The 26,294-nt window shown below is 61.9% G+C and carries 24 protein-coding genes; 7 read left to right on the forward strand and 17 right to left on the reverse strand.

Going from position 1 to position 26,294, the window contains the following annotated elements:
• Position 1: 1 nt before the first annotated feature.
• Both IHQ71_RS12805 and IHQ71_RS12810 read right to left on the reverse strand, forming a co-directional pair.
• Positions 2–448, reverse strand: a complete 447-nt coding sequence (locus IHQ71_RS12805; RefSeq protein WP_374989985.1) for a DUF2155 domain-containing protein — start codon at positions 446–448, stop codon at positions 2–4.
• 72 nt (positions 449–520) lie between these two features.
• The gene (locus IHQ71_RS12810; RefSeq protein ID WP_258162830.1) at positions 521–916 is read right to left on the reverse strand and encodes an NADH:ubiquinone oxidoreductase subunit NDUFA12; all 396 of its coding nucleotides are present in this window, start codon (positions 914–916) and stop codon (positions 521–523) included.
• Positions 917–1,115: 199 nt separating this feature from the next.
• Here IHQ71_RS12810 and hxlB point away from each other — a divergent pair, with 199 nt between their 5' ends.
• Positions 1,116–1,676: a 6-phospho-3-hexuloisomerase gene (gene hxlB, locus IHQ71_RS12815; RefSeq protein WP_258162322.1), complete on the forward strand. Its 561-nt coding sequence runs from the start codon at positions 1,116–1,118 to the stop codon at positions 1,674–1,676.
• Here hxlB and IHQ71_RS12820 read toward each other — a convergent pair whose 3' ends face one another.
• Together IHQ71_RS12820 and gatB are read right to left on the reverse strand one after the other, a co-directional pair.
• The gene (locus IHQ71_RS12820; protein ID WP_258162323.1) at positions 1,677–2,180 is read right to left on the reverse strand and encodes an N-acetyltransferase; all 504 of its coding nucleotides are present in this window, start codon (positions 2,178–2,180) and stop codon (positions 1,677–1,679) included. It lies immediately after the preceding gene.
• A complete protein-coding gene (gene gatB, locus IHQ71_RS12825) occupies positions 2,180–3,682 on the reverse strand; it encodes an Asp-tRNA(Asn)/Glu-tRNA(Gln) amidotransferase subunit GatB (protein ID WP_258162324.1) in 1,503 nt (500 codons plus the stop codon). Before gatB ends, IHQ71_RS12820 begins: the two co-directional genes overlap by 1 nt.
• A 177-nt stretch (positions 3,683–3,859) precedes the next feature.
• Here gatB and IHQ71_RS12830 point away from each other — a divergent pair, with 177 nt between their 5' ends.
• From IHQ71_RS12830 to IHQ71_RS12845, 4 genes are all read left to right on the forward strand, one after another.
• Positions 3,860–5,755: an autotransporter assembly complex family protein gene (locus IHQ71_RS12830; RefSeq protein ID WP_308737948.1), complete on the forward strand. Its 1,896-nt coding sequence runs from the start codon at positions 3,860–3,862 to the stop codon at positions 5,753–5,755.
• A gap of 68 nt (positions 5,756–5,823) precedes the next feature.
• The gene (locus IHQ71_RS12835; protein ID WP_258162325.1) at positions 5,824–12,981 is read left to right on the forward strand and encodes a translocation/assembly module TamB domain-containing protein; all 7,158 of its coding nucleotides are present in this window, start codon (positions 5,824–5,826) and stop codon (positions 12,979–12,981) included.
• A 207-nt stretch (positions 12,982–13,188) separates the two neighbouring features.
• A complete protein-coding gene (locus tag IHQ71_RS12840; RefSeq protein WP_258162326.1) occupies positions 13,189–13,446 on the forward strand; it encodes a YjhX family toxin in 258 nt (85 codons plus the stop codon).
• A gap of 99 nt (positions 13,447–13,545) precedes the next feature.
• A complete protein-coding gene (locus IHQ71_RS12845) occupies positions 13,546–14,022 on the forward strand; it encodes a cupin domain-containing protein (protein ID WP_258162327.1) in 477 nt (158 codons plus the stop codon).
• Positions 14,023–14,028: 6 nt separating this feature from the next.
• Here the strand turns inward: IHQ71_RS12845 and IHQ71_RS12850 are convergent, their stop codons facing one another.
• The 6 genes from IHQ71_RS12850 to IHQ71_RS12875 form a co-directional block, all read right to left on the reverse strand.
• Entirely contained in the window at positions 14,029–14,502 is a 474-nt protein-coding gene (locus IHQ71_RS12850) for a hypothetical protein (RefSeq protein WP_258162328.1), read from the reverse strand.
• A gap of 13 nt (positions 14,503–14,515) precedes the next feature.
• Positions 14,516–15,025 carry a GNAT family N-acetyltransferase gene (locus tag IHQ71_RS12855; protein WP_258162329.1) on the reverse strand — a complete coding sequence of 170 codons (510 nt, stop codon included), beginning with the start codon at positions 15,023–15,025 and terminating at the stop codon, positions 14,516–14,518.
• Between the two features lie 3 nt (positions 15,026–15,028).
• Positions 15,029–16,510: an Asp-tRNA(Asn)/Glu-tRNA(Gln) amidotransferase subunit GatA gene (gene gatA, locus IHQ71_RS12860; protein ID WP_258162330.1), complete on the reverse strand. Its 1,482-nt coding sequence runs from the start codon at positions 16,508–16,510 to the stop codon at positions 15,029–15,031.
• A gap of 19 nt (positions 16,511–16,529) precedes the next feature.
• Positions 16,530–16,991: a GNAT family N-acetyltransferase gene (locus IHQ71_RS12865; RefSeq protein ID WP_258162331.1), complete on the reverse strand. Its 462-nt coding sequence runs from the start codon at positions 16,989–16,991 to the stop codon at positions 16,530–16,532.
• Between the two features lie 26 nt (positions 16,992–17,017).
• Positions 17,018–17,305 (reverse strand): Asp-tRNA(Asn)/Glu-tRNA(Gln) amidotransferase subunit GatC, encoded by a 288-nt coding sequence (gene gatC, locus IHQ71_RS12870; protein WP_258162332.1) that lies wholly within the window; start codon positions 17,303–17,305, stop codon positions 17,018–17,020.
• Positions 17,306–17,390: 85 nt separating this feature from the next.
• Positions 17,391–18,095 (reverse strand): metal-dependent hydrolase, encoded by a 705-nt coding sequence (locus tag IHQ71_RS12875; protein WP_258162333.1) that lies wholly within the window; start codon positions 18,093–18,095, stop codon positions 17,391–17,393.
• A gap of 121 nt (positions 18,096–18,216) precedes the next feature.
• On the opposite strand from IHQ71_RS12875, the gene ruvX reads away from it, so the two are divergent.
• Complete coding sequence (ruvX, locus tag IHQ71_RS12880) at positions 18,217–18,714, forward strand: Holliday junction resolvase RuvX (protein ID WP_258162334.1); 498 nt, start codon at positions 18,217–18,219, stop codon at positions 18,712–18,714.
• Here the strand turns inward: ruvX and IHQ71_RS12885 are convergent.
• From IHQ71_RS12885 to IHQ71_RS12895, 3 genes are all read right to left on the reverse strand, one after another.
• Positions 18,648–18,983 carry a DUF6105 family protein gene (locus IHQ71_RS12885; RefSeq protein ID WP_258162335.1) on the reverse strand — a complete coding sequence of 112 codons (336 nt, stop codon included), beginning with the start codon at positions 18,981–18,983 and terminating at the stop codon, positions 18,648–18,650. The two genes, ruvX and IHQ71_RS12885, sit on opposite strands and share 67 nt — an antisense overlap.
• Before the next feature lie 122 nt (positions 18,984–19,105).
• Positions 19,106–19,246 (reverse strand): hypothetical protein, encoded by a 141-nt coding sequence (locus IHQ71_RS12890; RefSeq protein ID WP_258162336.1) that lies wholly within the window; start codon positions 19,244–19,246, stop codon positions 19,106–19,108.
• Positions 19,247–19,377: 131 nt separating this feature from the next.
• Complete coding sequence (locus tag IHQ71_RS12895; protein WP_258162337.1) at positions 19,378–20,010, reverse strand: TetR/AcrR family transcriptional regulator; 633 nt, start codon at positions 20,008–20,010, stop codon at positions 19,378–19,380.
• A gap of 156 nt (positions 20,011–20,166) precedes the next feature.
• Here IHQ71_RS12895 and IHQ71_RS12900 point away from each other — a divergent pair, with 156 nt between their 5' ends.
• Positions 20,167–21,093: an AEC family transporter gene (locus tag IHQ71_RS12900; protein WP_258162338.1), complete on the forward strand. Its 927-nt coding sequence runs from the start codon at positions 20,167–20,169 to the stop codon at positions 21,091–21,093.
• On the opposite strand, the gene IHQ71_RS12905 is transcribed toward IHQ71_RS12900, so the two are convergent.
• The 4 genes from IHQ71_RS12905 to IHQ71_RS12920 all read right to left on the reverse strand — a co-directional run bounded on the left by IHQ71_RS12905 (position 21,090) and on the right by IHQ71_RS12920 (position 25,850).
• A complete protein-coding gene (locus IHQ71_RS12905) occupies positions 21,090–22,598 on the reverse strand; it encodes a tripartite tricarboxylate transporter permease (protein ID WP_258162339.1) in 1,509 nt (502 codons plus the stop codon). The genes IHQ71_RS12900 and IHQ71_RS12905 overlap by 4 nt on opposite strands.
• Positions 22,598–23,071: a tripartite tricarboxylate transporter TctB family protein gene (locus IHQ71_RS12910; protein ID WP_258162340.1), complete on the reverse strand. Its 474-nt coding sequence runs from the start codon at positions 23,069–23,071 to the stop codon at positions 22,598–22,600. The genes IHQ71_RS12905 and IHQ71_RS12910 overlap by 1 nt, the downstream gene beginning before the upstream one ends.
• Positions 23,072–23,083: 12 nt before the next feature.
• Positions 23,084–24,055, reverse strand: a complete 972-nt coding sequence (locus IHQ71_RS12915) for a tripartite tricarboxylate transporter substrate binding protein (protein ID WP_258162341.1) — start codon at positions 24,053–24,055, stop codon at positions 23,084–23,086.
• 139 nt (positions 24,056–24,194) lie between these two features.
• The gene (locus IHQ71_RS12920) at positions 24,195–25,850 is read right to left on the reverse strand and encodes an acyl-CoA dehydrogenase family protein (protein ID WP_258162342.1); all 1,656 of its coding nucleotides are present in this window, start codon (positions 25,848–25,850) and stop codon (positions 24,195–24,197) included.
• Positions 25,851–26,294 lie beyond the last annotated feature (444 nt).

Raw genomic sequence — 26,294 nt, forward strand, 5'->3', positions numbered from 1 at the left:
CTTACTGGCTTTCGGACTTGGTCTCGGAAGGCGCCGGCACGTCGGACGATTGCTTGCAGCCGGTGAGCCAGACGTCATAGACCGGATGATCGACGGCGTTAAGACCCGGCGAGGCCGCGAACATCCAGCCGGTAAAGATGCGGCGGATCTTGCGGTCGAGGGTGATCTCATCGACTTCGACGAAGCCGGAAATCCGCTGCGCCTCGGTTTCGTCGCGGGTGAAGCAGACCTTGGGCGTCACCTGCAGCGCGCCGAACTGCACGGTCTCGTCGATATAGACATCGAAGGAGGTCGTCCGTCCGGTGATCTTGTCGAGGCCGGAGAACACCGCGACCGGGTTCTTGACCTTCGCGGCGTTGGCGGGAGCCACAAATGCGGAGAATGCCGAAAGGCCGCCCAGCATGAGCGCCGCGATCCGTTTTTTCGTCACCGTATTGGTTGCAGTCATTTATGCCGTTCCGCGCCTGCCAGAATCCGTCCTGGCCAAGCGGTAAAGATCAAATATGGCGGCAAGAAGAGATCAGCTCCGCGGCGTCCAGGCATCGTAATCGCCGGTCACCCGGTCGCGTTCGCCACCCGTGGCCAGCGAACCCTTGGGGCGATAGGCCAGCGACGTGCCGGTCAGGTTGGCCTTGTGGCCCTTTTCCCACTCGCGCGCCTCGTACTTCTCGCGGCTCGGCGGCGTGTCGGTGCGATGATGCATCCAGCCGTGCCAGCCCGGCGGAATAGCCGACGCTTCGGCGTAACCGCTATAGACAACCCAACGCTTCGGCAGGCCATAGGATGACAGCGGGCCTTCGTAATAGATGTTGCCGAATTCGTCCTCGCCGACGCGCTTGCCGAACCGCCAAGTAAAGAAACGCGTGCCGAGCGTCTGACCATTCCACCAGGTGAAAAATTGCAGCAGGAACTTCATGTCGGTACGGCCTCGAACGAAGGGCGCGCTGGGATTTCGCGCCATCTCATTGTCTTCGCTTATGCCGCGTCGCACCCCGGTTGTCCAGTCACCAATTGACGCATTCCGCCCGCTTTCCCGCTTGCTTTCAGTCAAGTGCCGCACCATCCTGCGGCGAACCGAGCGCCTCCCGAAGCCACGCAGAAAATCGAGAACCGACATGACCCGAATCGCGGATATGGGCGCCCGCGCGCTCGCCGAACTCGACGCCTGCATCGCCGCGATCAGCGAGGACGAGACGAATGCGCTTGTCGAACTGCTCGCGACATCAAAGCGCGTCTGCCTCTATGGCTGCGGACGCGAGGGGTTGATGATGCGGGCGCTCTGCATGCGGCTCTATCATCTCGGGCTCGACGTTCACATGGTCGCCGACATGACCGCGCCGCCCGTCGGTCCCGGCGATCTGCTGCTGGTGAGCTCAGGCCCCGGCCACACCTCCACAGTGCTTGCAATATTGAATGAGGCGCGCAAGGCGGGCGCCAAGACTGCCTGTTTCACGGCGGAACGCGGCTCGCAGGTCACGAAACTCTCGGATTTCACGCTCGTGATTCCGGCCCAGACCATGGCACACGACCAGTCGTCGCCGACATCCTTCCTGCCGATGGGCAGTCTCTATGAGGGTACGCAGTTCGTCTTCTACGAGATCCTGATCATGCTCATGAAAGAACGACTCGGCGAGACCGCCGAAAGCATGCGGGCACGGCACACAAATCTCGAGTGACTAGCCCGCAAAGCTGAGCGTCTTTTCCATGATCACCGCCGGTATGTCGGATTGCCCGCCACAATTCTTCGTCCAGCCGATCTCCGCAAATCCGAGGCCAGCATAGAAGCGCATGGCGCGCTCGTTTTTGGGCTCGACTTCCAGCCGCATGCGCTTGGCTGCTGGAAAGCATGTCTCGATCTCGGCAAACAGATCGCGGCCGATGCCCTGCCCCATCAGAGCCGGCTCGACATAGAGCTGATGCAGGACAACGACATCCTTTTCGTCGTTGTCCATTGCGGCATAGGCCATGCCGCCGATCACTTTGCCGTCGTCTGCCACGATGAACTCGGCATCGGGCTGCGCGAGCCTACGCTTCAACGAATCCACCGAATGCCATGACCCGGTGATCTCCGACACTTTATCGACGCCGTAGATAGCATCGTAGGTCGTATGCCAGCTCCGGCCGAGCAGCGCCGAGATCATCACGAGATCGGCTTGCGACGCCGAGCGGACGAAGAACATCAGTCCTCCAGCCCGAGCTTGGCCTTGACCAGCGCCTGCACCGCCTGCGGGTTGGCCTTGCCACCGGTTGATTTCATGACCTGGCCGACGAACCAGCCGGCAAGCGTCGGCTTCGCCTTGACCTTTTCGACCTGATCGGGATTGGCGGCGATGATCTCGTCGACGGCCTTCTCGATCGCCCCGGTATCGGTCACCTGCTTCATGCCCCGGGCCTCGACGATCTCGGCGGGATTACCGCCTTCCTCGAGAATGATCTCGAAGAGGTCCTTGGCGATCTTGCCCGAAATCGTACCCGTGCGGATGAGATCGAGAATGCCGCCGAGTTGCTCCGGCGATGCCGGTGTTTCCTCGATGCCTTTGCCCATCTTGTTGAGCGCGCCGAGCAGGTCGTTGATCACCCAATTGGCGGCAATCTTGGCATCACGCCCGTCCGCCAGCTTCTCGTAATAGTCGGCGATCGCCTTTTCGGACACCAGCACCGAGGCATCGTACACCGTCAGCCCGAGATCGCGTACGAAGCGCTCCTTCTTGTCGTCGGGCAGTTCAGGAAGATGGGCCAGCAGCTCGCCGACAAAAGCATTGTCGAATTCGAGCGGCAAAAGATCCGGATCAGGGAAATAGCGATAATCATGCGCATCTTCCTTGGAACGCATCGAACGCGTTTCGCCCTTGCCGGCATCGAAGAGCCGCGTCTCCTGATCGATCGAACCACCCTCTTCCAGAATGCCGATCTGGCGGCGTGCTTCATATTCGATCGCCTGGCCGATAAAGCGAACGGAGTTCATGTTCTTGATCTCGCAGCGCGTACCGAACTCGCCGCCCGGCTTGCGCACGGAGACATTGACGTCGGCGCGCATGGAGCCCTCGTCCATATTGCCGTCGCAAGTGCCGAGATAGCGCAAGATGCTCCGGAGCTTGGTGATGTAGGCCTTCGCCTCGTCCGACGAGCGCAGGTCGGGCTTGGAGACGATTTCCATCAGCGCCACGCCGGAGCGGTTGAGATCCACAAACGAAAGCGTCGGATGCTGATCGTGCATCGACTTGCCGGCATCCTGCTCGAGATGCAGCCGCTCGATGCCAATCTCGACATCCTCGAACTGGCCCTGTCTGTCGGGACCGATCGAAATCACGATCTTGCCCTCGCCGACGATCGGATCCTTGTACTGCGAGATCTGGTAGCCCTGCGGCAGATCTGGATAGAAATAATTCTTGCGGTCGAAGACCGAGCGATGATTGATCTGGGCCTTGAGGCCGAGGCCGGTGCGCACCGCCTGCTTGACGCATTCCTCGTTGATCACCGGCAGCATGCCGGGCATCGCCGCATCGACCAGTGAGACGTTTGAATTGGGCGGCCTGCCGAATTCGGTCGAAGCGCCCGAGAACAGCTTCGAGTTGCTTGTCACCTGGGCGTGCACTTCCATGCCGATGACGACTTCCCAGTCGCCGGAGGCGCCCGGAATGAAGCGTTTCGGATCGGGTGTGCGTACATCGACTAGGGTCATTCTTCAGCTTCTCTTGATCGCATCCAGGAACGAATTGGCGTTAGAGCAATTACCCATCGCAGGCAAGCATTTCAATGCCGGCCGAGGGCACGATTGCGGGGAATGGGCATTCAGGGGTTCTGTTTCAAAATTGTTTCTGCTACGGGTTTCAGATTAAGTGCCAATGAGTTGGGGACTATGGAACGTCTGAGCGGAAACCTGGCAACTGCCTCGCTTTGCCTGCTTATGAGCCTGGGCCTCGCTACGATTCCGGCAACATCCGCATCCGCTTTCGAGATATTCGGCTGGAAGTTCTTCGAGGATGACGAGAACGCCTCGGCCGTTTCCGATCCCGTGCGCTACAGCCTGACGTTCAACTCGGGCGGCAAGGAACTCGACGACAAGCTGCAGGACGCCTCGTCGCTGGTCCAGGAAAAGGAAGACCCCGTCAACGGTGACCTCGGCTTGGTGATCAAGGCCCGCGACGACCGCGAGCGCCTGCTCGCGGCACTCTACGAGAATGCCCGCTACGGCGCGGTGGTGAAAATCTCCGTCAACGGAACGGACATCGATGAACTGCCGCCTGTCCCCGAGTTTCCCCGCGACCAGCCCGTTCCGGTGACCGTGGATGTGCAGCCCGGCCCGGCCTTCACCATCGGCACCGTGTCATTGACCGGCGACGCCACGAAATTCGACCCCGCCGATTACGATCTTGATATCGGCGCCCAGGCCAATTCGACGCTGGTCATCGCGGCAGCCGGCAAGATGGTGGAGGACCTCGAGGCCGAGGGCCGGCCGCTCGCCAGGCTGACGGAGCGCGGCCTGACCGCCGACCACAAGACCAATACCGTCGATATCCGTATCGGCGCCGAGAGCGGGCCGGTGGCCGATGTCGGCGACCTGGAGGTTTCGGGCTCGAAAACGGTCGACAAGGAATTCATCGAGAAGTGGTCGCGCCTCGACCAGCACAAGCGCTACTCGCCACAGGAGATCAAGGACGCCAACGAGCGCCTGCGCAAGCTCGGCGTCTTCTCCTCGATCAACATCACGCATGCCGGCAAGCTCGACGAGAATGGTCGGATTCCGATGGCAATCGAGGTTAAGGACGGCAAGCAGCGCTATTTCGGCGCCGGCGCGCAATTCTCCTCGCTCGATGGATTCGGCCTGCTGGGTTATTGGGGCCACCGCAACCTGTTCGGCGGCGCGGAATCGCTCAAGATCACCGGCTCGATATCCGGCCTCGGCAGCGAATGGGACTATCGCGATCTCGACTACCTCGCCTCGATCGAATTCTCCAAGCCGGGCATATTCGACGCCTATTCGACGCTCAATATCAGCGTCATCGCGCAACAGGTCGTTCCCGACACCTATCGCTCCACGTCGCTGACCAAGCTCGCCAACATTGCCTATGAACTCAACCGGACGGACACGCTCACCGGCGGCGTCGACCTGACCTGGAACGAGACGGAGGATTTTCGCGGTGAGGCGCAGTTCCTGACTTTCTCGCTGCCGGTCACCTGGGCGCGCGATGCCAGCGACAACAAGCTCGATCCGCATGAGGGCTATCGCCTCAAGCTGACCGGCATTCCGAGCTACGAATTCAACCGCCAGAATTTCTTCACGACGCTCGACGGCACCGTCACCGGCTACACGTCCTTCGGCGAGGACGACCGGATCACGCTGGCCGGCAAGTTCGGCATGGGCTCGCTGCTGATGGCACCGGCGCTCGAGGATGTGCCGGCTACACGCCGCTTCTACCTTGGCGGCGGCGGCACCGTGCGCGGCTACGCCTATCAGGAAATCACGCCATACAACAAAAACGGAGACGCCCTCGGCGGCCGATCTTATATGCTCGCCTCATTCGAGACACGCGTGAAGATCAACGAAACCTTCGGCATCGTGCCGTTCATCGATGTCGGCAGCGTGTCGAGCCAGACCTATCCGGATTTCAGCGATATCCGTGCCGGCGCCGGTCTGGGCATACGCTATGCCACACCATTCGGACCACTGCGCCTTGATGTCGCCATGCCCATCAACAAATACCAGGACGGAAGCATGTTCGGCATCTATGCCGGTATCGGCCAATCTTTCTGACGGGGAGCGAGACAATCAGAGCCGCGCTACGAGGGATCGCCTGGATTTTCACCCGCCTGCTGATGCTGGTGGGCGTGCTAGGGCTCGTCCTGATCGCCCTAATCCTGCTGGTCGGATATACCGCCACCGGCAACCAGTTCGCCGCCGACCAGATCGCCAGCCGCATTTCCACGCCTGATATGCAGGTCACGATCGAAGGCGCACGCGGCCTGCTGGCCGGCAAGTTCCGCGTCGATCGCGTCGAACTCGCCGATACCAAGGGCAAATATGCCGAACTGAAGGATATTGAACTCGACTGGTCGCCACTCGATCTCTTAAGCGCGCAGTTCCACGCGCAGCGAATCGCGGTCTCCGATGTCAATGTCAAGCGCCAGCCCGTCGTCACGATCGAGCCGGAGCCCACCCCGTCGGAAGGCGGTTTCAGTCTGCCGGTCGAGATCGCGGTCGATGCCATCGACCTGCCCTCGATCGTGCTCGGCAAACCGCTGATCGGCCGCGAGGCGAAGCTGGCCATCAAGGGCTCGGCCCGCGCGGCTGCAGACGCCATCGCGCTCAAATTGAACGCCAACCAGACGGATCGCCCCGACGCAAAGGCGCTTGCCGATCTCGCCTATGCCGTCAACGCCAATACGCTCAAGCTCGATCTCAAGATCGCCGAACCCAGGGGCGGGCTGCTCGCCACGGCCCTGCAACTACCCGGAGGCCCTGCGGTCGATCTCTCGGTTGCCGGCGACGGCGCGCTCTCGGATTGGTCCGGCATCATCCGCGCCAGGCTCGATGGCGTCGAACGTCTGGCAGTCAATGCCAGCCATCGGCAGAACGCGGCTGGCATGCACGACCTCAATCTCAACGGCGGCGGCGCGATCGGCGATCTGATGCCCCCAGCGCTCAGGCCATTGTTCGAAGGCGAAAGCGCCGTTGATCTGGACGCGTCATTCGACAATACCGGCCAGCTCGACATCCGCGCGGGCAAGCTCACCAATGGCAGCTTCACGCTCGATGCCAGCGGCAAGATCGATCCGAAAGGCGAGGTCAGTCTCAACGGCAGCGTTCATTCGGTAGACCAGGTCATTCCGGTGCGTTTGCCCGTGGCGAATGGCGAGTTGCAGGCCGATATACGCAACGCCTCCTTTGTGGCATCCGGTCCTTATAAGTCCGTCGCGATCGATCTGAGCGCCGACATCGCAACCCTGGCACTGCCGCAAGGCCGCTTGACCGACGTCTTCCTGCGCAGCGAAACCGATGGCTTCGATCTCGCCACGCGCGCCGGCCGGATCGCGGTCGAACTCACGAGCCAGGGTGCTGCGGTCAACGACCCGCAGTTCGCCCGCCTGGTTGTCGCCCCGATCGACATCAAGGCGCCATTCGACATCACGGCAACCCGTGTCGCATCGGACGCCATCGAGATTTCCAGCGGCGCCATCGGCGGCAAGATCACATTGGATTATGCCCTCGACACGGCGACCATAGCCAGCGCCTTCAACCTTTTCGTTGCCCCCGCCCGCGCCCTGCCGGAGCCGCTTGCCTCGAAAGTCTCCGGCATGATCGAACTCTCCGGCAAAGTAGACGGAAAAGCAGACGATCTCGCCTTCGATCAAATCAGGCTGGCATCCAATCTGCTGACCGCCGAAGTCTCGGGCACGCTGAAGGACAACGAACTCACCGCATCGCTGACCGGTGACATCCCGGCACTCGCGGCATTCCAGCCCGGCGTCGATGGCAGGGTGCATGTCACCGCCGATCTTTCAGGCCCGCTCTCCGCACTGGTGATCAAAGCCGGTATCACCTCCGACCAGATTTCGACCTCCGGACGCAAGCTGCAGACCGTCGATGTGAAATTCGACGGCACCATCGACCCCGCCAAACCGGGTGGCAAGCTAACGCTGGGCACGGTGCTTGACGGCCAGCAGATCAACCTCACGAGCGATCTCGTCCGCGAGAATGGGTTGATCTCGCTTCCATCGATCAGTGCCGACATCGGCCAGAACCAGATCACCGGCTCGCTCGAGCTCGGCGCCGATTTTCTGCCGACCGGCAAGATCAACGCCGATCTCGCCGACCTCTCCACGCTCGCGAAACTCGCCGGCCAGCAGGTCGAAGGCGACCTCAAGCTCACGGTTGATCTCAGCGCTAGAAACGGCGCCCTCGCTGCGACGATCAACGGCACGGGTTCGCGCATCGCCACCCCCGACGTCGTGATGTCAGAGCCGATCATCAATATCGAAAGTGCCGACCTGCTGGCGCAGCGCATCGGCGGCGCGATCAAATCTCGCGAGATCGCCGCCGGCGCCAACCGGCTGGAGGCCCTTGAGGCAACATTCGACCATCAGGCAAACAGCACGACATTCGACCTCAAGAGCCGTTTCGACGGCGCACCGCTGACCGCGCGTGGCCTTGTCGATCAACAGCCTGATGGCATCCAGCTATCGCTGAACGCATTCTCCGCAAGCCCGCGAAAAATCCCGCTCTCGCTCGCCATGCCCGCCAAGGTCACCATATCAGGCGGCACGACGACAATCGAACCGGTGATGATCTCGGCGGGATCGGGCACCGTGACGATCGAAGGCACCGCCGCCGACACGCTCAGTCTCAACATCGACGCGACCGCCCTGCCCGCGAGCCTGATCAATGGCTTGGCACCCGATCTTGATGTCTCCGGTACCGTCTCGGCTAAGGCCAGCATTTCGGGTAACGCAACGTCACCCGTCGTCAATTTCGAGATGTCTGCCACCAGCATTTCCGCCAAGCCGCTCAAGGATGCCGGCCGCCCGCCATTGCGGATCACGTCCAAGGGAACCTTCGCCAATGCGCTTCTCTCTGCGCAGACGACGATCGGCGGCATCGCCGAACTCGGTGACCTCAGGACGGATGCAGGGATACGACTTGGCGAAGACATCCGGATCGAGAAATTCATATTCAACAGCGACGCCCTGAATGGCTCCGTGATGGGCACGTTTTCACCCGCGACACAGGCCATCGCAACGACCTTCGACATCAACGTCACCGGCCAAAACCTGATCCCCGCCTCGATCGCCGCCAAGCTGGATGGTCCGTTGCGGGTGACTGGCAAGCTCGATGGCACGCCGGATGATCTCGCCTTCAATGGCATCAAGCTTGTATCCAACATCGTCAGCGCCGACGCATCGGGCACGATGAAATCAGGAGTGCTACAGGCCAATGTTACGGGTGCCCTGCCCGACCTCTCGGCCTTCCAGCCCGATATCACCGGCACGGCGCAATTCTCCGCCGAGGCATCTGGTCCAACCTCCGCGCTCGCCATCAAGGCTCAGCTCACATCTGCGCAAGCCGTGCTCGCCGGCCGGCCCCTGAAGGATCTCGCGGTCAATGTCGACAGCGTTATCGATCCTGCCAGCCCGAGCGCCAAGCTGACCGCAACAGGCACGCTCGACGGCCAGGCGATCAATGTCGCGGGAGACCTTGTCACCAGTGAGGGACTGATCTCGATCCCGTCGCTCAAGGCCGACATCGGCCGCAACACGCTGAGTGCCGGACTGGCATTCGACCGCGCCTTCCGGCCGACCGGCAATGTCACCTTCGATCTACCCGATCTCGGATTGCTCGCCGCGCTTGCCGGCCAGCAGGCCACCGGCGATCTCAAGGGCCAGGCCGATCTCACGACGACCGACGGCAAGATGAGCGCCCGGATCAAGGCGAGCGGCGCTGGCATTACCGCGCAAGGCCTGACCATCCGCAATCCCGCCGTCGATCTCGATATCCCCGATCTCCTGACCGGCCAGATCTCCGGCACAGTCAAGGCGGCCGAATTGGCGGCAGGCGCCAACCGCCTCGCCAATCTCGATGCCGACTTCGCGCTCGCCGGCGCCCGGACCGATTTCACCGTCAACGGCACGCTCGACGAGCAGCCGCTTATCGCCAAGGGCGCGATCACACGTCAGCCCGAGGGCATGGATATCACGCTGGCAGAGTTCTCCGCCTCGCCGCGCAAACTGCCGATCAAGCTCGCGTCGCCGGCGACGGTCAAGATCGCTGGCGGCGTGACCGACCTCGGCGATCTGCAATTCTCCATCGGCTCCGGCACAATGAAGCTGTCCGGCACGGCAAGCGATACGCTGAACATCTCCGCCAAAGCGGCTGACCTTCCCGCAGCTCTCGCCAATACATTCGCTGCCGACCTCGGTGCCGATGGCACGATCTCGGCCAACGCGACGGTCACCGGCACGGCCACAGCGCCATCCATCACCTTCGACGTCACCGGCAGGGGACTGATCGTCAGGCAAATCCGGGATGCGGGACTTGCCCCGCTCGATGTCACATCCAAGGGCACGTTCACCAACAACCTGCTCTCCGCCGAAACCGTCATCGACGGCATTGAAAAACTCGGGCAGACGCGCGTAACGAGTAACGTCGCGCTCGCCGCCGACCGGATCTCTGTGCAAAAACTCGATGTTGCGAGCGAAAAACTCAATGGCAACGCGACGGCCGACTACACGCTCGCCACCAAACAACTCAACGCCGCGTTCGACCTCTCGGCCATCGCCGATGGCCTGCTGCCACCGCAAATCGCCGCCAAGGTCAAAGGGCCGGCCGCGCTTAGCGGCAAGATCGCCGGCGCGGTTCCAGGCGACATCACCATTAGCGACCTCAATCTCACGTCGAATGTCCTGACCGCAGATGGCACCGCCACGCTGAAGGGCAATGATCTGCAGGCCAAGCTCAGCGGCGACATCCTCGATATCGCCGCCTTCCATCCCGATGCTTCGGGCAAGGCCCAATTCACCGCCGATGCGTCAGGTCCGCTGGCGGCACTGAAAGTCAAGGCCGCGCTAACCGCCACCGAGGCAATCCTCGCAGGCCGTCCATTGAAGAATCTCGATCTGAAGATCGACGGCGTCGCCGATCGCGCCAAACCCAGCGGCAAGGTCACGGCATCGGGCACGCTCGACAACCAGAAGATCGACGTGTCCGCCGATCTGGTCACCGACCAGGGACGCATCTCCGTGCCGGCCCTGAAGGCAAATATCGGCCGCAATTCGCTGACCGGCGCCATCCAGCTCGCTGAAAACTTCCTGCCATCCGGCAACCTGAAATTCGATTTCCCCGATATCGGCCTGCTCGCAGCACTCGGAGGCCAGAAGGCGAGCGGCGACATATCCGGCCAGATCGACCTCGCCAATGCCGACGGCAAGATCGCGGCAAAGCTCAAGGCCAAAGGCACCGGAATCATCGCGCAAGGCGTCACGATCAAGAATCCGGCGATAGACCTCGATATCCCGGACCTCCTGTCCGGACAAATCTCGGGAACCGCCAAGGCGGGCGAACTGGCGAGCGGCCTGAACCGCCTCGCCAATCTCGACGCCAGTTTCGCGCTTTCCGGCGCCAAGACCGATTTCGACATCAGGGGCAATTTCGACGGCGCGCCGCTTGTTGCGAAGGGCGCCGTGGAAAATGGCCCCGACGGTCTCTCCCTGACGCTCGCCAATTTCGTCGCCAGCCCGAAGAAGATACCGGTCAAGCTCTCGTCCCCGGTCACGATACGCATGGTCGATGGCGCCGCCGACATCGCAAATCTCACCATCGCCACCGGCAGGGGCACGATCACCGTCAACGGCACCGCCGGCAACAATCTCGATCTCAAGATCAAGGTCACGGCACTTCCCGCAAGCCTCGCCAACACATTTGCCTCGGGCCTCGATGCGGGCGGCACGATCTCCGCCAATGCCACTGTTAGCGGCACACCGGCCAGCCCAATGGTCAATTTCGACGTCAACTGGCAAAGCGCGATGACCAGCCAGATCCGCGCCGCCGGCATCCCGGCGCTGGTGGTGACGGCAAAGGGCAAGCTTGAAAACAAGGTGCTGTCGATCAACACCAATGTTCGGGGCGGCGGCGGACTGACGCTGAGCGCGAATGGCACGGTCGGTACGACAGGCAGCCAATCGCTCAATCTCAGCGTCAAGGGCCAACTGCCCTTCTCGGCGATTGCGGCCCAGCTTGCGGCCCAAGGGCTCGCGCTGAAGGGCAACGCGAACTTCGATCTCAAGATCGGCGGCAACGCGTCCAACCCGCAAATCACGGGCCGCATCACCACGGCGGGTAGCCAGTTTATCGCCATCCGGCAGAACCTGATCGTCAACCGCCTCGGCGCCACGGTGACGCTGTCAGGCCAGACCGCGACGATCAGCAATCTCTCAGGCCGGCTCGAAGGCGGCGGCACGGTCAGCGCATCGGGCACGATCGGCATTCGCCCGGGCTCGAATTTTCCCGCCGACCTGAAGATCAAGCTCGACGATACCGTCTATGCCGATGGCCGCGTCGTCGTCGCCAAGATGAATGGCGATCTCAACGTCAAGGGACCGCTTCTGGGCAGCGCGACGCTCGGCGGATCGATACGCCTGCGCCGTGCCGATATCACCGTGCCTGAACGGTTGCCCGCCTCGCTTGCCAATGCAAACGTCAAACACAAGAACGCGCCGCGCGAGGTCGTCAAGCAGAGCCGCGAACTAAGGGCCGACACGACCTCGACGGCCGACAAGAACAAGGCGGGCGGCATGCGCCTCAGCCTCAAGATCGTCGCCCCGCGCCAGATTTTCGTGCGCGGTCGCGGCCTTGATGCGGAGCTTGGCGGCGAGGTGCTGATTTCCGGCTCGGCAAGCGCACCCAGCGTGTCGGGCGGCTTCAAGATGCGGCGCGGCCGGCTGGCGATCATCGGCAAGCGCCTCGATTTCACCACCGGCCAGATCACCTTCGGCGGCGGATTGGTGCCTGCGCTCAACATGGTCGCCTCCACCGTGGTCAACGCCACGACGCTCAACGTCAATGTCAACGGCCCCGCCAACGACCCGAGCTTCAGCTTCACTTCATCGCCGGCGCTGCCGCAGGATGAGGTTCTGGCGCAGTTGATCTTCGGTCGGGATTCGGCCAGCCTGTCGCCGTTCCAGATCGCCCAGCTCGCCGATGCGGTCGCCACTCTCTCGGGCGGCCAGCGCACGTCGCTGTTCAACAAGCTCAGGCAAGGTCTCGGCGTCGATGACCTCAATGTCGGCACCGATGAGAATGGCGGCGCCCAGGTCACGGCCGGCAAGTACATCAACCGCCGCACCTATCTCGAACTGAAGCAGGGCGAGGACGCGACCAAATCGGGCGTCGCGATCAACCTCGATATCGGCAAGGGCGTCAAGCTTCGCGGCGAGGCCACTGCCGACGGCAACACCTCGACCGGAATTTTCTACGAGAAGGAATACTGAGCCATGCCCGTCCGTTGACGATATCGGCATCCGCCCGTATATCGGACACGTCCATGGAGTGTTGATGTCTACTTCGTCTGAGATTGTCTGAAGGGCCCTGCCCGCGGAATTCTTCCTGCGCGCAGCGGTCTGCAATTGAACCTCTGGCATTTCCAGTGCCGGGAACGTTTTGTTGCGCCCATTCGGGCATTCTCGGAAATCATCATCATGGATATCACGCGCAGTGAACAGCGCATTCTGCACCTGCTCGCCCAGGGCGGCTGGATCGAACATATCAAAAACCACAAGGCCAAGATCGCCGACGTCAAATGCTTCAGTCGCGACGGCTGGCTTTATCCCGGCCTCGACCTTGAACTCTTCCGCAAGCTCAAGCGACTGAAGGCAATCTCGTCGTCACGCGGCCAGCCTTACCGGATTACCGGTCGAGGGCTCGTCCTCGTGCGGTCGCAGGTCGACAACCGCTGAGACTCAACTGCCGTGGGCGCCAAAAGGCGCCTACGGTTTCAACCTCTCGCCTAGCCAACCGTTAAGTGTTAAGTTTCGTCGTCATTCGCGGGGGCGCCCATGTCATCTTTCATCAAGGCAGTCGTTTCCATTCCGGGCAAGGAGCGCGTCGCGAAGACGCCATTCGGCGCCCGCATCGTCATTCACGCCACGGCGGCCGAAACCAATGGTGCCTATGGCATGTGGGAAACCTTTACGCCTCCGGGCAAGGGACCCGCGCCGCACACGCATACGCGCGAGACGGAGTGCTTTCGCGTCATAAAAGGCCTCTACCGCTTCCGCTGTGGCGACGAGGAATTCGACGCCCCGCCGGGAACCGTCGTCGTGCTGCCGCCGAACGTCCGTCACAGCTGGCGCAATATCTCCGACGAGCCGGGCCAGATGTTTGCGACAGTAACGCCGGGCGGTTGCGAGCAACTCTTCATGGCCATCGAGAACGAAGGCGCTGACACGCCTGAGAAAATCGCCGCGATCGAAGCGAGGCTCGGCATTTTCAATGACGAGACGGAGGCCCTCGCTCGTCATGGCAATCGCTAGCCGTCCCTAAGACATGGAGACCCTGTGTGGCATGCGCTTGAGATGATCGAGGATTTTTGTGCGCCATCTCTCGATCATCTCGGCATAGGCGTCGCCAACAAAGGCATCGATGCCCACATTGCCGGCTTCGCTCAGTCCCGTCAGCGTGTAGCCGACTTCGACCCAGCACGCATTTTCACCGTCAGCCCGGCAGATCACCTCGACGATCGTCGAGCGAGACCCCGGCGTGACCCGGCTATACCGCGCCCGGCAACCTGCCAGGTCGAAGTCCACGACCGTCCAGTACGTCAGCTCATCGCCCTCGCCGGTCTCGAACACCATGCCCTCGATGGTCTCGCCGTTGGCGGGATGGAAGTAGCGCGGCGCCCAGCCGTCGACCCACATCCGCTCGCCCTCGGGCGTGAAGAACTCGATCGCCTCGTCGGCGCTGATCGGCAGGGCTATGCTGTGCGAGACTTTTTCGTGGCGTGCAATGAACATGGATCGTTCCCGATCAGATCGGCTTCTCGAGCAGCAGGCGCGGCAGCGGAAGTCCGAGTGTTTCGGACATCTTCACCCCGCGCCATGTCTCCCGGAACCCCTGGCGGATATAGAGATCGATCGCGCGCAGATTGGCCTGGGCCACCTCGATCCGTGCCTTGGCGAGATTGTCGGCGCGCATCCGGTCAATGAGTTGATTGAGCAGAGAGGTGCCGATGCCCCGGCCCTGAAAGCCCGGATCGATCCAGAGATCGGAAATGTAATCCCACGGGTGCGTAGCGTTGCCCGGCTCGTCATAGCTGTCGCGCGCGCCCCAACCCACGACTCGGCCTTCGGCACAGCACACCACGAGATCGCATTTCGGATTCTTGACGAAGTCCTTGAGCCAGCTTTCCACCCTTGCCTCGATCTCGGGATCGAACCATTCGGGATAATGGCGATTGTCGAGCCAGGAAATGTATCCCACCCGGGCGACCCCGTCCCGGTCCTCGTCAGTCATGGTCCGGAACGTGAGGTCAGCCATAAATTACCACCATTTATCAGGCGTGAAGCGTCCGGCGGCCTGCTCGATCACATGCGCCGTCTGGAACAGCATTTCTTCATCGAACGGTTTGCCGATCACCTGCAGGCCGAGCGGAAGGCCCTTGTGATCGAGCCCGGCGGGAACCGCGATACCGGGCAGGCCCGCCATGTTTACCGTCACCGTGAAGATGTCGTTGAGATACATCTTCACCGGATCATTGGCCATGTCCTGGTCGGCGATGCCGAAGGCGGATGACGGCGTGGCAGGCGTCAGGATCGCATCGACGCCGGCCTCGAAGGCGAGTTCGAAATCGCGCTTGATCAGCGTCCGCACCTTTTGCGCCCGGATGTAATAGGCGTCGTAATAGCCGGCCGACAACACATAGGTGCCGATCAGAATGCGGCGCTTGACCTCGGTGCCGAAACCGGCCGCACGGGTCTTCTCATACATGTCGAGGATGTCCTTGCCGTCCTGCCGGAGACCGTAGCGAACGCCGTCATAGCGGGCTAGGTTCGAGGACGCCTCGGCCGGGGCGACGATATAATAAGCCGGCAAAGCATATTTGGTATGCGGCAAAGTAATATCGACGATCTCGGCGCCGGCGTCCCTCAGCCAGGCGATGCCCTGCTGCCAGATGCTCTCGATCTCCTCGGGCATGCCTTCGACGCGGTATTCGCGGGGAATCCCGATCCTTTTGCCCTTGAGCGATTTGCCCAGTGCCGCCTCGTAATCCGGCACCGGAATATTCACCGAGGTCGTGTCCTTGGGATCCACGCTGGCCATGGATTTGAGCAGGATTGCCGCATCGCGCACGTCGCGGCCGATCGGCCCTGCCTGGTCGAGCGACGAGGCAAAGGCGACGATGCCCCAGCGCGAGCAGCGGCCGTAAGTCGGCTTGATACCGACCGTCCCTGTGAATGCCGCAGGCTGGCGGATCGAGCCGCCGGTGTCGGTAGCCGTCGCGCCTGCAGCCAGAAAGGCCGAGACTGCGGCCGCGGAGCCGCCGGACGAGCCGCCAGGCACCAGATAGGCATTCGAGCCCTTGGCGCGCCACGGGTTCTTCACCGGGCCGTAATAGGAAGTTTCGTTCGACGAGCCCATGGCAAACTCATCCATGTTGAGTTTGCCCAGCATCACCGCGCCGTCATCGAACAGGTTCTGGCTGACGGTCGACTCATATTCCGGCTTGAAGCCGTCGAGAACGTGGCTGCAGGCCTGGGTATGGACGCCCTTGGTCGCGAACAGATCCTTGATGCCAAGCGGAATGCCCTCGAGTGCACCGGCTTGGCCGGCCGCGATCCTCGCATCCGATGCTTTGGCCTGGGCGCGCGCGATATCGTGCGTCACGGTGACGTAAGCATTGAATTGCGCATTGGCCGCATCGATCGCGTTAAGATAGGCCTCCGTCAGGTCGACGGCGGAAATCTCCCTGGCGAGGAGTTTTTTACGTGCTTCGGCGATCGTCAGGCTTGTCAGTTCACTCATCAGGCTTTCACTTCAATTCTCAGGCAGCGAGCTGCTTGTGATAAAACACGGAATATTCGGAATCGGGATAGTCGAGGACCGGGCCGCAGCGGTTGAACCCGGCCTTCTCATAGATCGCCCAGGCCGCATGATGACGGTCGCCGGTTTCCAGCACGACTTCCTCAATGCCCTCATCGGCGGCGGCACTCAGGATCTCGCCGAGAATGCGCCGGCCGATACCCTGGCCGCGATAGTCCTCATGCGTGAACATCCGCTTGACCTCGGCGATCCGGCTGTCATGGCGCTTCAGCGCGCCGCAGCCGATTGCCGTACCGCCGTCCCGTGCGATCCAGACGGTCACGCCGGGTTCCGCCATCTGTTCGACCGTCAGATGAAAGACGAAGTCCGGCGGCGTCAGTTTCAGCAGGTATTCGTTCAGCGAGGCGACGAGCGCGCGCACGTCGTCCTGAAGCGGGCTTTCGATAGCAATCGTGATGGCCATGCGGGACTCCATCTTGCGTACGTTCCCTACTCGACGACTTTGGGAACCTCGAAAAAGTTCTGTTCGGTCAAGGGCGCGTTAGCGACGATCCGGTCGGCCATATTGCCGTCGGTCACTTCGTCCTTGCGCATCTTCATGGCCATCGGGGTCACCGAGGTCATCGGCTCGACCCCGGCCACATCGACTTCGGAGAGTTGCTCGACGAAGCCGAGGATGCCGTTGAGCTCCCCGGTCATGCGCACGGCCTCATCCTCGGTGACGGCGAGCCGGGCAAGCCTGGCCACGCGTTTGACGGTCGCAACATCTACGGACACAACATTCTCCAGTCAGATTTCCCCTGCCCGCTATAAAGGCGCATGGCAGGCCGCGCAATCGCTTTTTGACGTAGGTCCTACGGGCTCAGATCGTCACCGTTCCGCCGACATCGGGCACTTCCACGCGGGCTTTGGCGCCCTCCATCCCGGCAACGAACTTGTCAGGTGTCTGGTCGAGCAGGCCGAAGGTCTTGTAGTGGCAGGGAATGACCGTCTTGAAGTTGAAGAAGCGCTGGCAGGCAAGCGCCGCCACCGCGCCGCCCATGGTGAAGCGGTCGCCGATCGGCACCAGACCGATATCCGGCTGGTGCAGTTCCTCGATCAGCGCCATGTCGCCGAAAATGTCGGTATCGCCCATATGCAGCAGCGATGGCTCGTCATCGAAATGCAGCATCAGCCCGTTGGCGCTGCCAAGCGAGTGGCTGACGCCGTCCTCGGTCAGATGCGCGGAGGAATGTAGCGCGTTGGTGAAAGTCACGCTGAAATTGCCGGTATGGATCGTGCCGCCGGTCGCGCCCGGATTGACCTTCTTGACGCCACGAAACTCCAGCCAGTCGCCGAGATCGGCATTTGCCACGACTTCGGCATCGAGTTCACCCGCCAACGCAATCGTATCGCCGACATGGTCCATGTGACCATGGGTCAGCAGGATATGGGTGACGCCCTTGGTGACGTCCTTGACATCCTCGCCCTGGAAGGCGGGATTATGCGTGAAGAAAGGATCGATCAGGATCGTATCCTTGGCGGTCTCGATACGGAAAGCGGAATGGCCAAGCCAGCGGATCTTCATGGTAAGTCTCCCTTATCATTGTTGGGAGCTTGATACCGAAACCGGCCAGTCGTGGCCAGACGCTCACGGGCATTTTTGCCTGCCGTATGGAATTTCCTCCCGCGCACCGCTAAGGAGAGCGATGACCATCCTATCCATCGACGACCTAGCATCCACGCTCTCTCCCGGTGACCTCGTCGCCGGGCTCGACCTCGGCACGACAACGATCGGCCTGTCGCTCTCCGACAAGGGGCGGCGGTTTGCCACGCCGCGTACCGTCATCAGCCGCAAGAAGTTCACCTTGGATGCGGAAGTGCTGCTGGCTTTCGCGGCGAAGGAGGAGGTCCGCGCCTTCGTGATCGGCCTGCCGATCAACATGGATGGCAGCTCTGGCCCGCGCGCCCAGGCCACGCGCGCCTTCGTGCGCAACATGGAGGCCAAGACCGCCATCCCCTTCGTCTATTGGGACGAGCGGCTATCGACGGTGGCGGCGGAGCGGGTGCTAATCGAGATGGATGTGTCGCGCAAGAAGCGCAGCGAGCGGATCGATTCCGCCGCCGCATCCTTCATTCTTCAGGGCGCGCTGGACAGGCTTTCGTCCATAGCAAGGGCGGCGGCGTCGGACTCTGATTTCGCCTGACGCGCCCGCCACCATTCGGCAATCGCCTTGCGGCGGCGGAATGCCAGTATGCCGGCAAGGATGAACGTATCCATGATGATGGCGCGCACGACGAGGCCGGGAATTTCCTTCGGCGGCAGGCCGAGAATGCTGCCGTAAAGCTCGAAGACGAAATCGTTCATGCGACGGCTGAGGATCAGGTAGCCGAAGTTGAGATCGTTATAGGAAAGTCCGTACCACGTGCCGAGAATGACGATCGGCATGGCCCAGAAAATCAAGATCCATTTCATTCCCATGTCCTCGGCTGCTGCGGATCGAGGCCGTTTTCCCCGCCCCGATCCGCATGTCCCCCGGCCAGATCCTGCCCCGAAGGGCGATTTTTCTTATCCGCCAGAAAATAACGGAATTCCTGTCAAAGTCTTGTTTTTGCCCGCAGAACGGGATTGGCAATCAGTCTGTCGAAAAGCCCGAACATCGAGATAGTAAAGAGCGGTATGGCGAAATCCTTGGCGACGAGCGAGATCGCCACGGCCAATGCCGCAACAGCAATCATGCCTGTCTTTCCCGATGTCATGGCCGACGCTGAACCTCTCTGACCGACGAGAAGCAGTGTCCCAGCTTCGCCGCGGCGGCGCAACGTTAAACAATTGTTAGGGTTAATTTCCACGGGACCAGGACGGCCGATCAGGGGTAAACGCCGCGTACCAACTTGCGAACGGCCAAGGCGACGCGATCCCAGTCCTTCTCGCCAGACAGTTCAAGGCCCGCGAAACGGCCTGCCGTCGCCCCCGCCAGAACCACATGCTGTACGGCCGCCAGCAGCATCGCATTGAGCGCCAAATGATCGACGCCCCTAGGTGGCGGCATCTTGCCCCTCACCTTCTCGATCCACACTCCCAGCGCCCGCGACCGCGCTTCCGACAGCCGCCGCACTTGCGGGGAATTGTCAGACACCTCCCAGGCGATGATCCGCCGCGTCAACGGATCGTCCCTGAGTGCTTCCATGAACAGCAGCATCACATGCTCGATGAGATCGCCATAGGTCAGCATGAAGCCGGAGCTGCCGCCAACCGGCATTTTCTCCTCCATCCAGCGCGCCAACTCGCCGCCGATCACATCGACCAGCCCGTCCATCCCGCCATAGTAGCGGTAGATCAGCTGCTTGTCGCAGCCGGCGCGGCGGGCCACGGCGTTGACGCCGAAATTCTGGAAACCGTCCTCTGCCAGCAGCTCGGCCGCAGCCTTCAATATCCGCGCCCTGGTCGCGTCGCGATTGCGCGGCGGCGCGGCATCCACCACAATGTGTTGCGTTTGCATTCTTGTCCCCTGGTTCCGGCGGGAACCTAGCGACCTCACCATGCGGTGACAATCGCGCGGCTCGCGTTGTCCACATGGTTTGCACCGATCAACAATGCGCTTGCAGTTGGCAGAACGGCCCACTAACAAGAGCCAACCTCCCCGCGAAGCTCTCCCATGCAAATCATCTCCGAAAGCATCCTGCCGATCTTCCTCATCGTTGTCTCCGGCATCGTGCTGAAGCGGCTGCCGCTCTTCGACAAGGGTCTCTGGAACGGCCTTGAACAACTCGGCTTCTACGTCCTGTTTCCCTGCTATCTCTTTGTCACGCTAGCCACCGCCGATTATTCGGATATCGACATCCTGCCGGTGAGCGTCGTCTATCTCGGCGCGGTCCTGCTGATGGCGTCGCTGCTGATGGCTGCCTGGCCGCTGTTTCGCGCCCGCGGCGTCGGCGCGCCGCAATTCACCTCGGTGTTCCAGACGGCAACCCGCTGGAACGGCTTCGTGGCGCTGGCAATCGCCGAACGCATAGCCGACCGGCCGGGCGTGGCGATGGTGGCCTTCCTGATGGGTGCGATCATTATCCCGATCAATTTCATCAATATCGGCCTGTTGATCTGGTTCGGCGGCGGCAAGAAGGATTTTCTGACCGTCCTGTTCAAGCTGGTGACCAATCCGCTGGTGTTTTCCAGCCTGCTTGGCGTTCTCGCGGCGGCGCTGGGCATCCATATCTATGCGCCGGTCCTGAATGCGCTCGATCTGCTCGCCCGCTGCGCGCTGGGCCTCGGCCTGCTCATCGTCGGCGCCGGACTGCAAGTCTCCGATGCGCTCAAGCCACGACCGGTGACGCTCATTCCGGTCTTCCTGAAACTGCTGGCCTTTCCGGCACTCGTCGTGGTGCTGGGGCTGATCGCCGGGCTCGATCACACGACGATCCAGCTGCTCGGCCTCGCAGCCAGCGTGCCGACGGCGATGAACGGCTATCTCTTGGCCAAGCAGATGGGCGGCGACGCGCCGCTCTATGCGGCGATCTCGACGATCCAGACCGCCGCCGCCTTCATCACCATGCCGCTGGTGCTTGCGCTGATCGCATTGTTTTAACTCGCAGCCTCGCCGAGGCTGGAACCTGCGCCGAGCTTCTTGAGGACCCATGGAAGTGCCAGCAGCAGCACCGACAGGATCAGGAAGAAGGCCGAGAGCGGATGCGTGAGGAACACGCTCGGATCGCCCTGGCTAATCATCAGCGCCCGCCGGAAATGTTCCTCCGCCATCGGACCGAGAATGAGCCCGATGATCGCGGGCGCGATCGGAAATCCGTATCGTCGCATGAGGAAGCCGACAATGCCGAGGATGAGCAGAATGACGAGGTCGGTCAGCGAGCGGTTCAGGCCATAGACGCCGAGCGCCGAGAACACCATGATGCCGCCATAGAGCAACGGCGCCGGTATCGCCAGCAGCCGTACCCACAGCCCCACCAGCGGCAGGTTGAGGATCAGCAGCATCACATTGCCGATATAAAGGCTGGCGATCAGCCCCCAGACCAGCGGCCCGGAATTGGTGAAAAGCTGCGGCCCGGGCTGCAATCCATATTGCTGGAAGGCGACAAGCAGGATCGCGGCCGTCGCCGATGTCGGCAGTCCGAGCGTCAAGAGCGGCACAAGCACGCCGGCGACTGCCGCATTGTTGGCGGCCTCCGGCCCGGCCACGCCCTCGATCGCGCCCTTGCCGAATTCCTCCGGCTTTTTCGAAAGCTTCTTTTCCATGACATAGGAAAGGAATGTCGGGATTTCGGTGCCACCCGCCGGCAGCACGCCGAACGGAAAGCCGACGGCGGTGCCGCGCAGCCACGGTCGCCACGACCGGCCCCATTCCTCGCGGTTCATGAACAGCGATCCCTTGACCGCCAGCACTTCAGCCTCGCGAAGATCCTTGCGCGACGCGATATGCAGCGCCTCGCCCACGGCAAAAAGACCCACGGCGACCACGACGGTGTCGATGCGTCCGGCGAGGCTCAGCAGCCCGAATGTCAAGCGCGGCTGGCCGGTCAGGACGTCGGTGCCGACGAGACCAATCGCCAGGCCGAGGATGAGCGAGGTGACACCGCGCAGGAGCGAACTTCCAAGCAGCGCCGATGCCGCCGCGAATGCAAAGATCATCAGCCCGAAATATTCCGCCGGACCGAAGCGCAGCGCGACCTTGACGAAGACGGGCGCTAGAAACGTCAGAAGCAGCGTGCCGATCGTGCCGGCGATGAAGGAGCCGATCGCTGCCGTTGCCAGTGCCGCCGCGCCTCGGCCCTGCCGAGCCATGACATTGCCTTCGACCGCCGTGATGATCGAGCCGGATTCTCCCGGCGTGTTGAGCAGGATCGACGTCGTCGATGAGCCGTACATGGCGCCGTAATAAAGGCCGGCGAACATGATGAAGGCGCCGGTCGGATCGAGCTTGGCCGTAACCGGCAACAGAAGCGCGATCGTCAGCGCCGGACCGATGCCTGGCAGGATGCCGATCAGCGTGCCCAGCGTCGTGCCGATCAGGCACCACATCAGGTTGGTCGGTGTCAGCGCCGTGGCAAATCCGTCGAGGAGGAACTGGAACGCTTCCATCAGATCAGCCCCTGGAGAATGCCGGCTGGCAGTTGCAGGTTCAGCAATTTGGTGAAGGTGAAATAGGCCAGGCTGCAGACGATCAGCGCGATGATCACATCCCTGACAACCTTCCGACTGCCAAAACCGAACGCCACTGCGGTGAAGAGGACCGTCGACGCCAGGATGAATCCGAGAATCTTGATGAAAACGATTTCGAAGACGAAGCCGAGCAGAATGAAGGCGAGAGCCTTCCAGTCAGTCTCGTCCGTATCGCCAACGACCTTGTCAGGGCTGTTCCTGAGCGATTGGACGATGAAACATATCCCAACGATCGCCAGCGCGGCGGCGGCGAAATAGGTGAAGACCTGTGGCCCGACCTTGGCGTAGTTCGGCGCGATCTTCAGTTGCGACGTGCTCCATGCGATCAGCACCGCAAGAAGACCCAGCAACAGGCCGGCAATCACGCCGGCCAACTTCGATTCCTGCTTCATCGCCGCCCCGCCTTATTGAACGAGGCCGATCGCCTTCAGCACATCCGTCGTTCGCTTGTTCTCCTCCTCGACCAGCGCTGCGAATTCGTCGCCAGCGAGATAGAGGTCCGTCCATTTCTTGTCGGCGAGGATCTTCTTCCATTCGGCGCTGTCATGGACCTGCTTGACCAGGTCGAGCAGCCCAGCCTTGCTGGCATCATCGAGGTCGGGAGCGGCAACCACGCCGCGCCAGTTGGCGAGTTCCACATCGACGCCCTGCTCCTTGAGTGTCGGCGCATCGACGCCTTCGACCTTGGCGCCGGACGAGATGGCCAGCACCCGGAGTTCGCCTGATTTGATCTGGCCTTCCCATTCCGAAAGCGAGGAAATGCCCGCGGCAACGTGGCCGCCGAGGATTGCGGCAAGCGCTTCGCCACCGCCCGAGAAGGGAATGTAGTTGAGCTTGGTGAGATCGGCCCCGACGGCCTTGGTGATCAGGCCCGCGAGGATGTGGTCGGTACCGCCAGCGGAACCACCGCCAAACGCCACCGTGCCCGCGTCTGCCTTCAATTTCGTCGTCAGGTCGGCAAGCGTCTTGAATTCGGATGCCGCGGGCACGACCAGCACTTCGAACTCGCCGGTCAGGCGTGCGATCGGCGTGGTCTGGGCAAGTGTCGCAGCAGACTGATTGGTCAGGATCGCACCGACCATGACGAGGCCCATGACCATCAGCACCTTGCCATTGCCGCTTTCCTGCCCGGCAAGCTGTGCCAGGCCAACCGTGCCGCCGGCGCCCGCGACGTTTTCAACTGAAACCGAGCCAGCGAGATTTAGCGCGCGAACCACTTCCTCCATGGCGCGCGCCGTTTGGTCCCAGCCGCCGCCGGGCTTTGCCGGCGCGATGATTCGAAGGTCTTCAAGTGCGGCTGAAGCCGATGTCGCCCACGGCAACACTGTGGAAGCTGCAAGAGCGGCGGAGATCTTGATGAAATCGCGTCTTTTCATGTTTTCCTCCCGAAAACAACGTTGGCCGTCCTTCGGCGACGGCTCACCAAGGATGAACCCATCACCGTCCCTGCCTTGAAGGAAGCATGCAGGGCGCTGAATAACAAGCTATATTTGCTGTTGAATATCTACAAACGCGCTAAACGCCGGCCGCTGGGTAGAGCAGGTCGATGATGAAGCGGGCATCGAAGCGCGAATCGAGCATGCCATAGGTCGAGCGCCATCCGCCCGCCAGCCGCGTTTCCAGAAACGCGTCCGCGACACGGCCCGCGCCGAGCCGCATAAGCTCAGCTGCACCTGCCGCCAGAGCCATTTGTTCCGCCAGAAACCGGGCCGATCCTTCATCACGTTCGCATAGCGCAGCGGCTGCACGAAGCACATCCACCATCTTGCCACCAGACGGGCCGAGATCACGCTCGAGCATGTTGAAGACCATGTCGAACTGGTCGCGGTGGCGTGTCAGCACCCGTAGCAAGTCGAGCGCCATGACATTGCCGGAGCCCTCCCAGATCGCATTGACCGGCGCCTCACGATAGTGGCGCGCCATCGGCCGCTCCTCGACATAGCCGGAGCCGCCCAAACATTCCATCGCCTCGTAGATCAGCGCCGGCGCCAGCTTGCAGACCCAGTATTTGATCACAGGCGTCATGACGCGCTGGTAGGCCCGCTCCTCCTCGTTGGCATTCGCATTGTCGAATGCCGAGGCCAGCCGGAAGACGAGCGCGCTGGCGGCGGCGGCATCGAGCGCCATGTCGGCCACGACGCGCGTCATGATCGGCTGGTCGATCAGCTCCTTGCCGAACACCGACCGGCCGCGGATATGATGCACCGCCTCGGCAAGTGCCGCGCGCATGATGCCGGCCGAGGCAAGCGCGCAATCGAGCCGAGTCAGCGTCACCATTTCGAGGATGGTGCGGATGCCATGCTCGGGCTCGCCGAGCAGGAAACCGTAGGTATCGGAGAATTCCACCTCGCTCGACGCATTCGAGCGGTTGCCGATCTTGTCCTTGAGCCGCTGGAATCTCAGCCCGTTGCGGCTACCGTCCTCCAAGAGGCGCGGCACGAGGAAACAGCCGATACCCTCGCGCGTCTGGGCGAGCATGACGAAGGCATCGCTCATCGGCGCCGACATGAACCATTTGTGGCCATTGAGCCGGTAGATGCCCTCGCTCACTTTGTCGGCGACGGAGCGGTTGGCGCGCACATCGGTGCCGCCCTGCTTCTCGGTCATGCCCATGCCGATCGTCACGCCGGGCTTGTCCTGGGCGGGCCGATTGTTGGAATCGTAGCGCCGCGCCGTGATCTTCGGCAGCCACCCGCGCAACAGGCCGGGATTGGACTTGATCGCCGCCACCGATGCGGAGGTCATGGTCAGCGGGCAGAGATGGCCGCATTCGAGCTGTGCGGTCAGGAAGAAGCGTATAGCGCGCGCCTGATGCGCGATGCCCTTCTCGTCTTCCTTGTCTTCCCAGATCGACGAGGCCAACCCACTCCCCACCGAACGCCGCATCAGCGCATGCCATGCCGGATGGAAATCGACCACGTCGAGCCGCTCGCCACGCGGCCCGTGCGTCCTCAGGTGTGGGGTGTCCTGGTTGGCCATCCGCGCCAGTTCCTGCGCCTCGTGCGAGGTCACATAGCGGCCGATAAGCTCGAATTCCTCGCGGATCGCACGCGGCATGGAGGAGGAAATATCAACCAGCAGCGGATCGGACCGATAGGCATTGATCCCCGTCCAGGGTTCCGGCTGGTTGAGTTCCTCGGGCGTCAGATCGGCGTGCGAATTCTTGTCCATGAACGCTTCTTAGGCGGATTCTCGAATGATTGCATGGGGCCGCCCAAACCCACCGGCCTAATATGTGTTGAAAACAGACGCCTTGTCCATGGCGCGCATCACGTGGGGCGCTTGCGCACGCAACCGATTGCAGTCTAGGATTGAATGTCGGCGAAAGCAGATGCGCCTTGCCAGCGGGCGCTGCCGGGGAAGATTGGCTCCCCCGGCTGCGGCGACAGCCTCGCTGATCGAACGGAGGTGATTGCTATGGTCCGAAAACCATTTGCTGTCACGTTTACTCTGACAAAGACCCGAACCGGCTGGCAAGTCACTGTTCGGATATCTTTTGCTAGGTAGACAACGGGGGATGGGCGCAAGCCCATCTCCCACTCCGGGATAATATGATTTTCCGCTCTCGCTTTCAAGTGTGCTGGGGATCAGCCGAATTTCGAACCTGCGCTCCCT

Source organism: Rhizobium sp. TH2 (genome assembly GCF_024707525.1).
Classification (GTDB): domain Bacteria; phylum Pseudomonadota; class Alphaproteobacteria; order Rhizobiales; family Rhizobiaceae; genus Rhizobium_E.

Coding starts and splice junctions, on each gene's coding strand:
- IHQ71_RS12905 (WP_258162339.1), bottom strand. CDS start 22,598: ATGGAAGCGTTCCAGTTCCTCCTCGACGGATTTGCCACGGCGCTGACA.
- IHQ71_RS12890 (WP_258162336.1), bottom strand. CDS start 19,246: ATGATTGCTGTTGCGGCATTGGCCGTGGCGATCTCGCTCGTCGCCAAG.
- IHQ71_RS12915 (WP_258162341.1), bottom strand. CDS start 24,055: ATGAAAAGACGCGATTTCATCAAGATCTCCGCCGCTCTTGCAGCTTCC.
- hxlB (WP_258162322.1), top strand. CDS start 1,116: ATGACCCGAATCGCGGATATGGGCGCCCGCGCGCTCGCCGAACTCGAC.
- IHQ71_RS12810 (WP_258162830.1), bottom strand. CDS start 916: ATGAAGTTCCTGCTGCAATTTTTCACCTGGTGGAATGGTCAGACGCTC.
- IHQ71_RS12840 (WP_258162326.1), top strand. CDS start 13,189: ATGGATATCACGCGCAGTGAACAGCGCATTCTGCACCTGCTCGCCCAG.
- IHQ71_RS12805 (WP_374989985.1), bottom strand. CDS start 448: ATGACTGCAACCAATACGGTGACGAAAAAACGGATCGCGGCGCTCATG.
- IHQ71_RS12865 (WP_258162331.1), bottom strand. CDS start 16,991: ATGGCCATCACGATTGCTATCGAAAGCCCGCTTCAGGACGACGTGCGC.
- IHQ71_RS12920 (WP_258162342.1), bottom strand. CDS start 25,850: ATGGACAAGAATTCGCACGCCGATCTGACGCCCGAGGAACTCAACCAG.
- IHQ71_RS12885 (WP_258162335.1), bottom strand. CDS start 18,983: ATGAAATGGATCTTGATTTTCTGGGCCATGCCGATCGTCATTCTCGGC.
- gatA (WP_258162330.1), bottom strand. CDS start 16,510: ATGAGTGAACTGACAAGCCTGACGATCGCCGAAGCACGTAAAAAACTC.
- IHQ71_RS12845 (WP_258162327.1), top strand. CDS start 13,546: ATGTCATCTTTCATCAAGGCAGTCGTTTCCATTCCGGGCAAGGAGCGC.
- IHQ71_RS12830 (WP_308737948.1), top strand. CDS start 3,860: ATGGAACGTCTGAGCGGAAACCTGGCAACTGCCTCGCTTTGCCTGCTT.
- gatB (WP_258162324.1), bottom strand. CDS start 3,682: ATGACCCTAGTCGATGTACGCACACCCGATCCGAAACGCTTCATTCCG.
- ruvX (WP_258162334.1), top strand. CDS start 18,217: ATGACCATCCTATCCATCGACGACCTAGCATCCACGCTCTCTCCCGGT.
- IHQ71_RS12855 (WP_258162329.1), bottom strand. CDS start 15,025: ATGGCTGACCTCACGTTCCGGACCATGACTGACGAGGACCGGGACGGG.
- IHQ71_RS12820 (WP_258162323.1), bottom strand. CDS start 2,180: ATGTTCTTCGTCCGCTCGGCGTCGCAAGCCGATCTCGTGATGATCTCG.
- IHQ71_RS12875 (WP_258162333.1), bottom strand. CDS start 18,095: ATGAAGATCCGCTGGCTTGGCCATTCCGCTTTCCGTATCGAGACCGCC.
- IHQ71_RS12895 (WP_258162337.1), bottom strand. CDS start 20,010: ATGCAAACGCAACACATTGTGGTGGATGCCGCGCCGCCGCGCAATCGC.
- IHQ71_RS12900 (WP_258162338.1), top strand. CDS start 20,167: ATGCAAATCATCTCCGAAAGCATCCTGCCGATCTTCCTCATCGTTGTC.
- IHQ71_RS12850 (WP_258162328.1), bottom strand. CDS start 14,502: ATGTTCATTGCACGCCACGAAAAAGTCTCGCACAGCATAGCCCTGCCG.
- IHQ71_RS12910 (WP_258162340.1), bottom strand. CDS start 23,071: ATGAAGCAGGAATCGAAGTTGGCCGGCGTGATTGCCGGCCTGTTGCTG.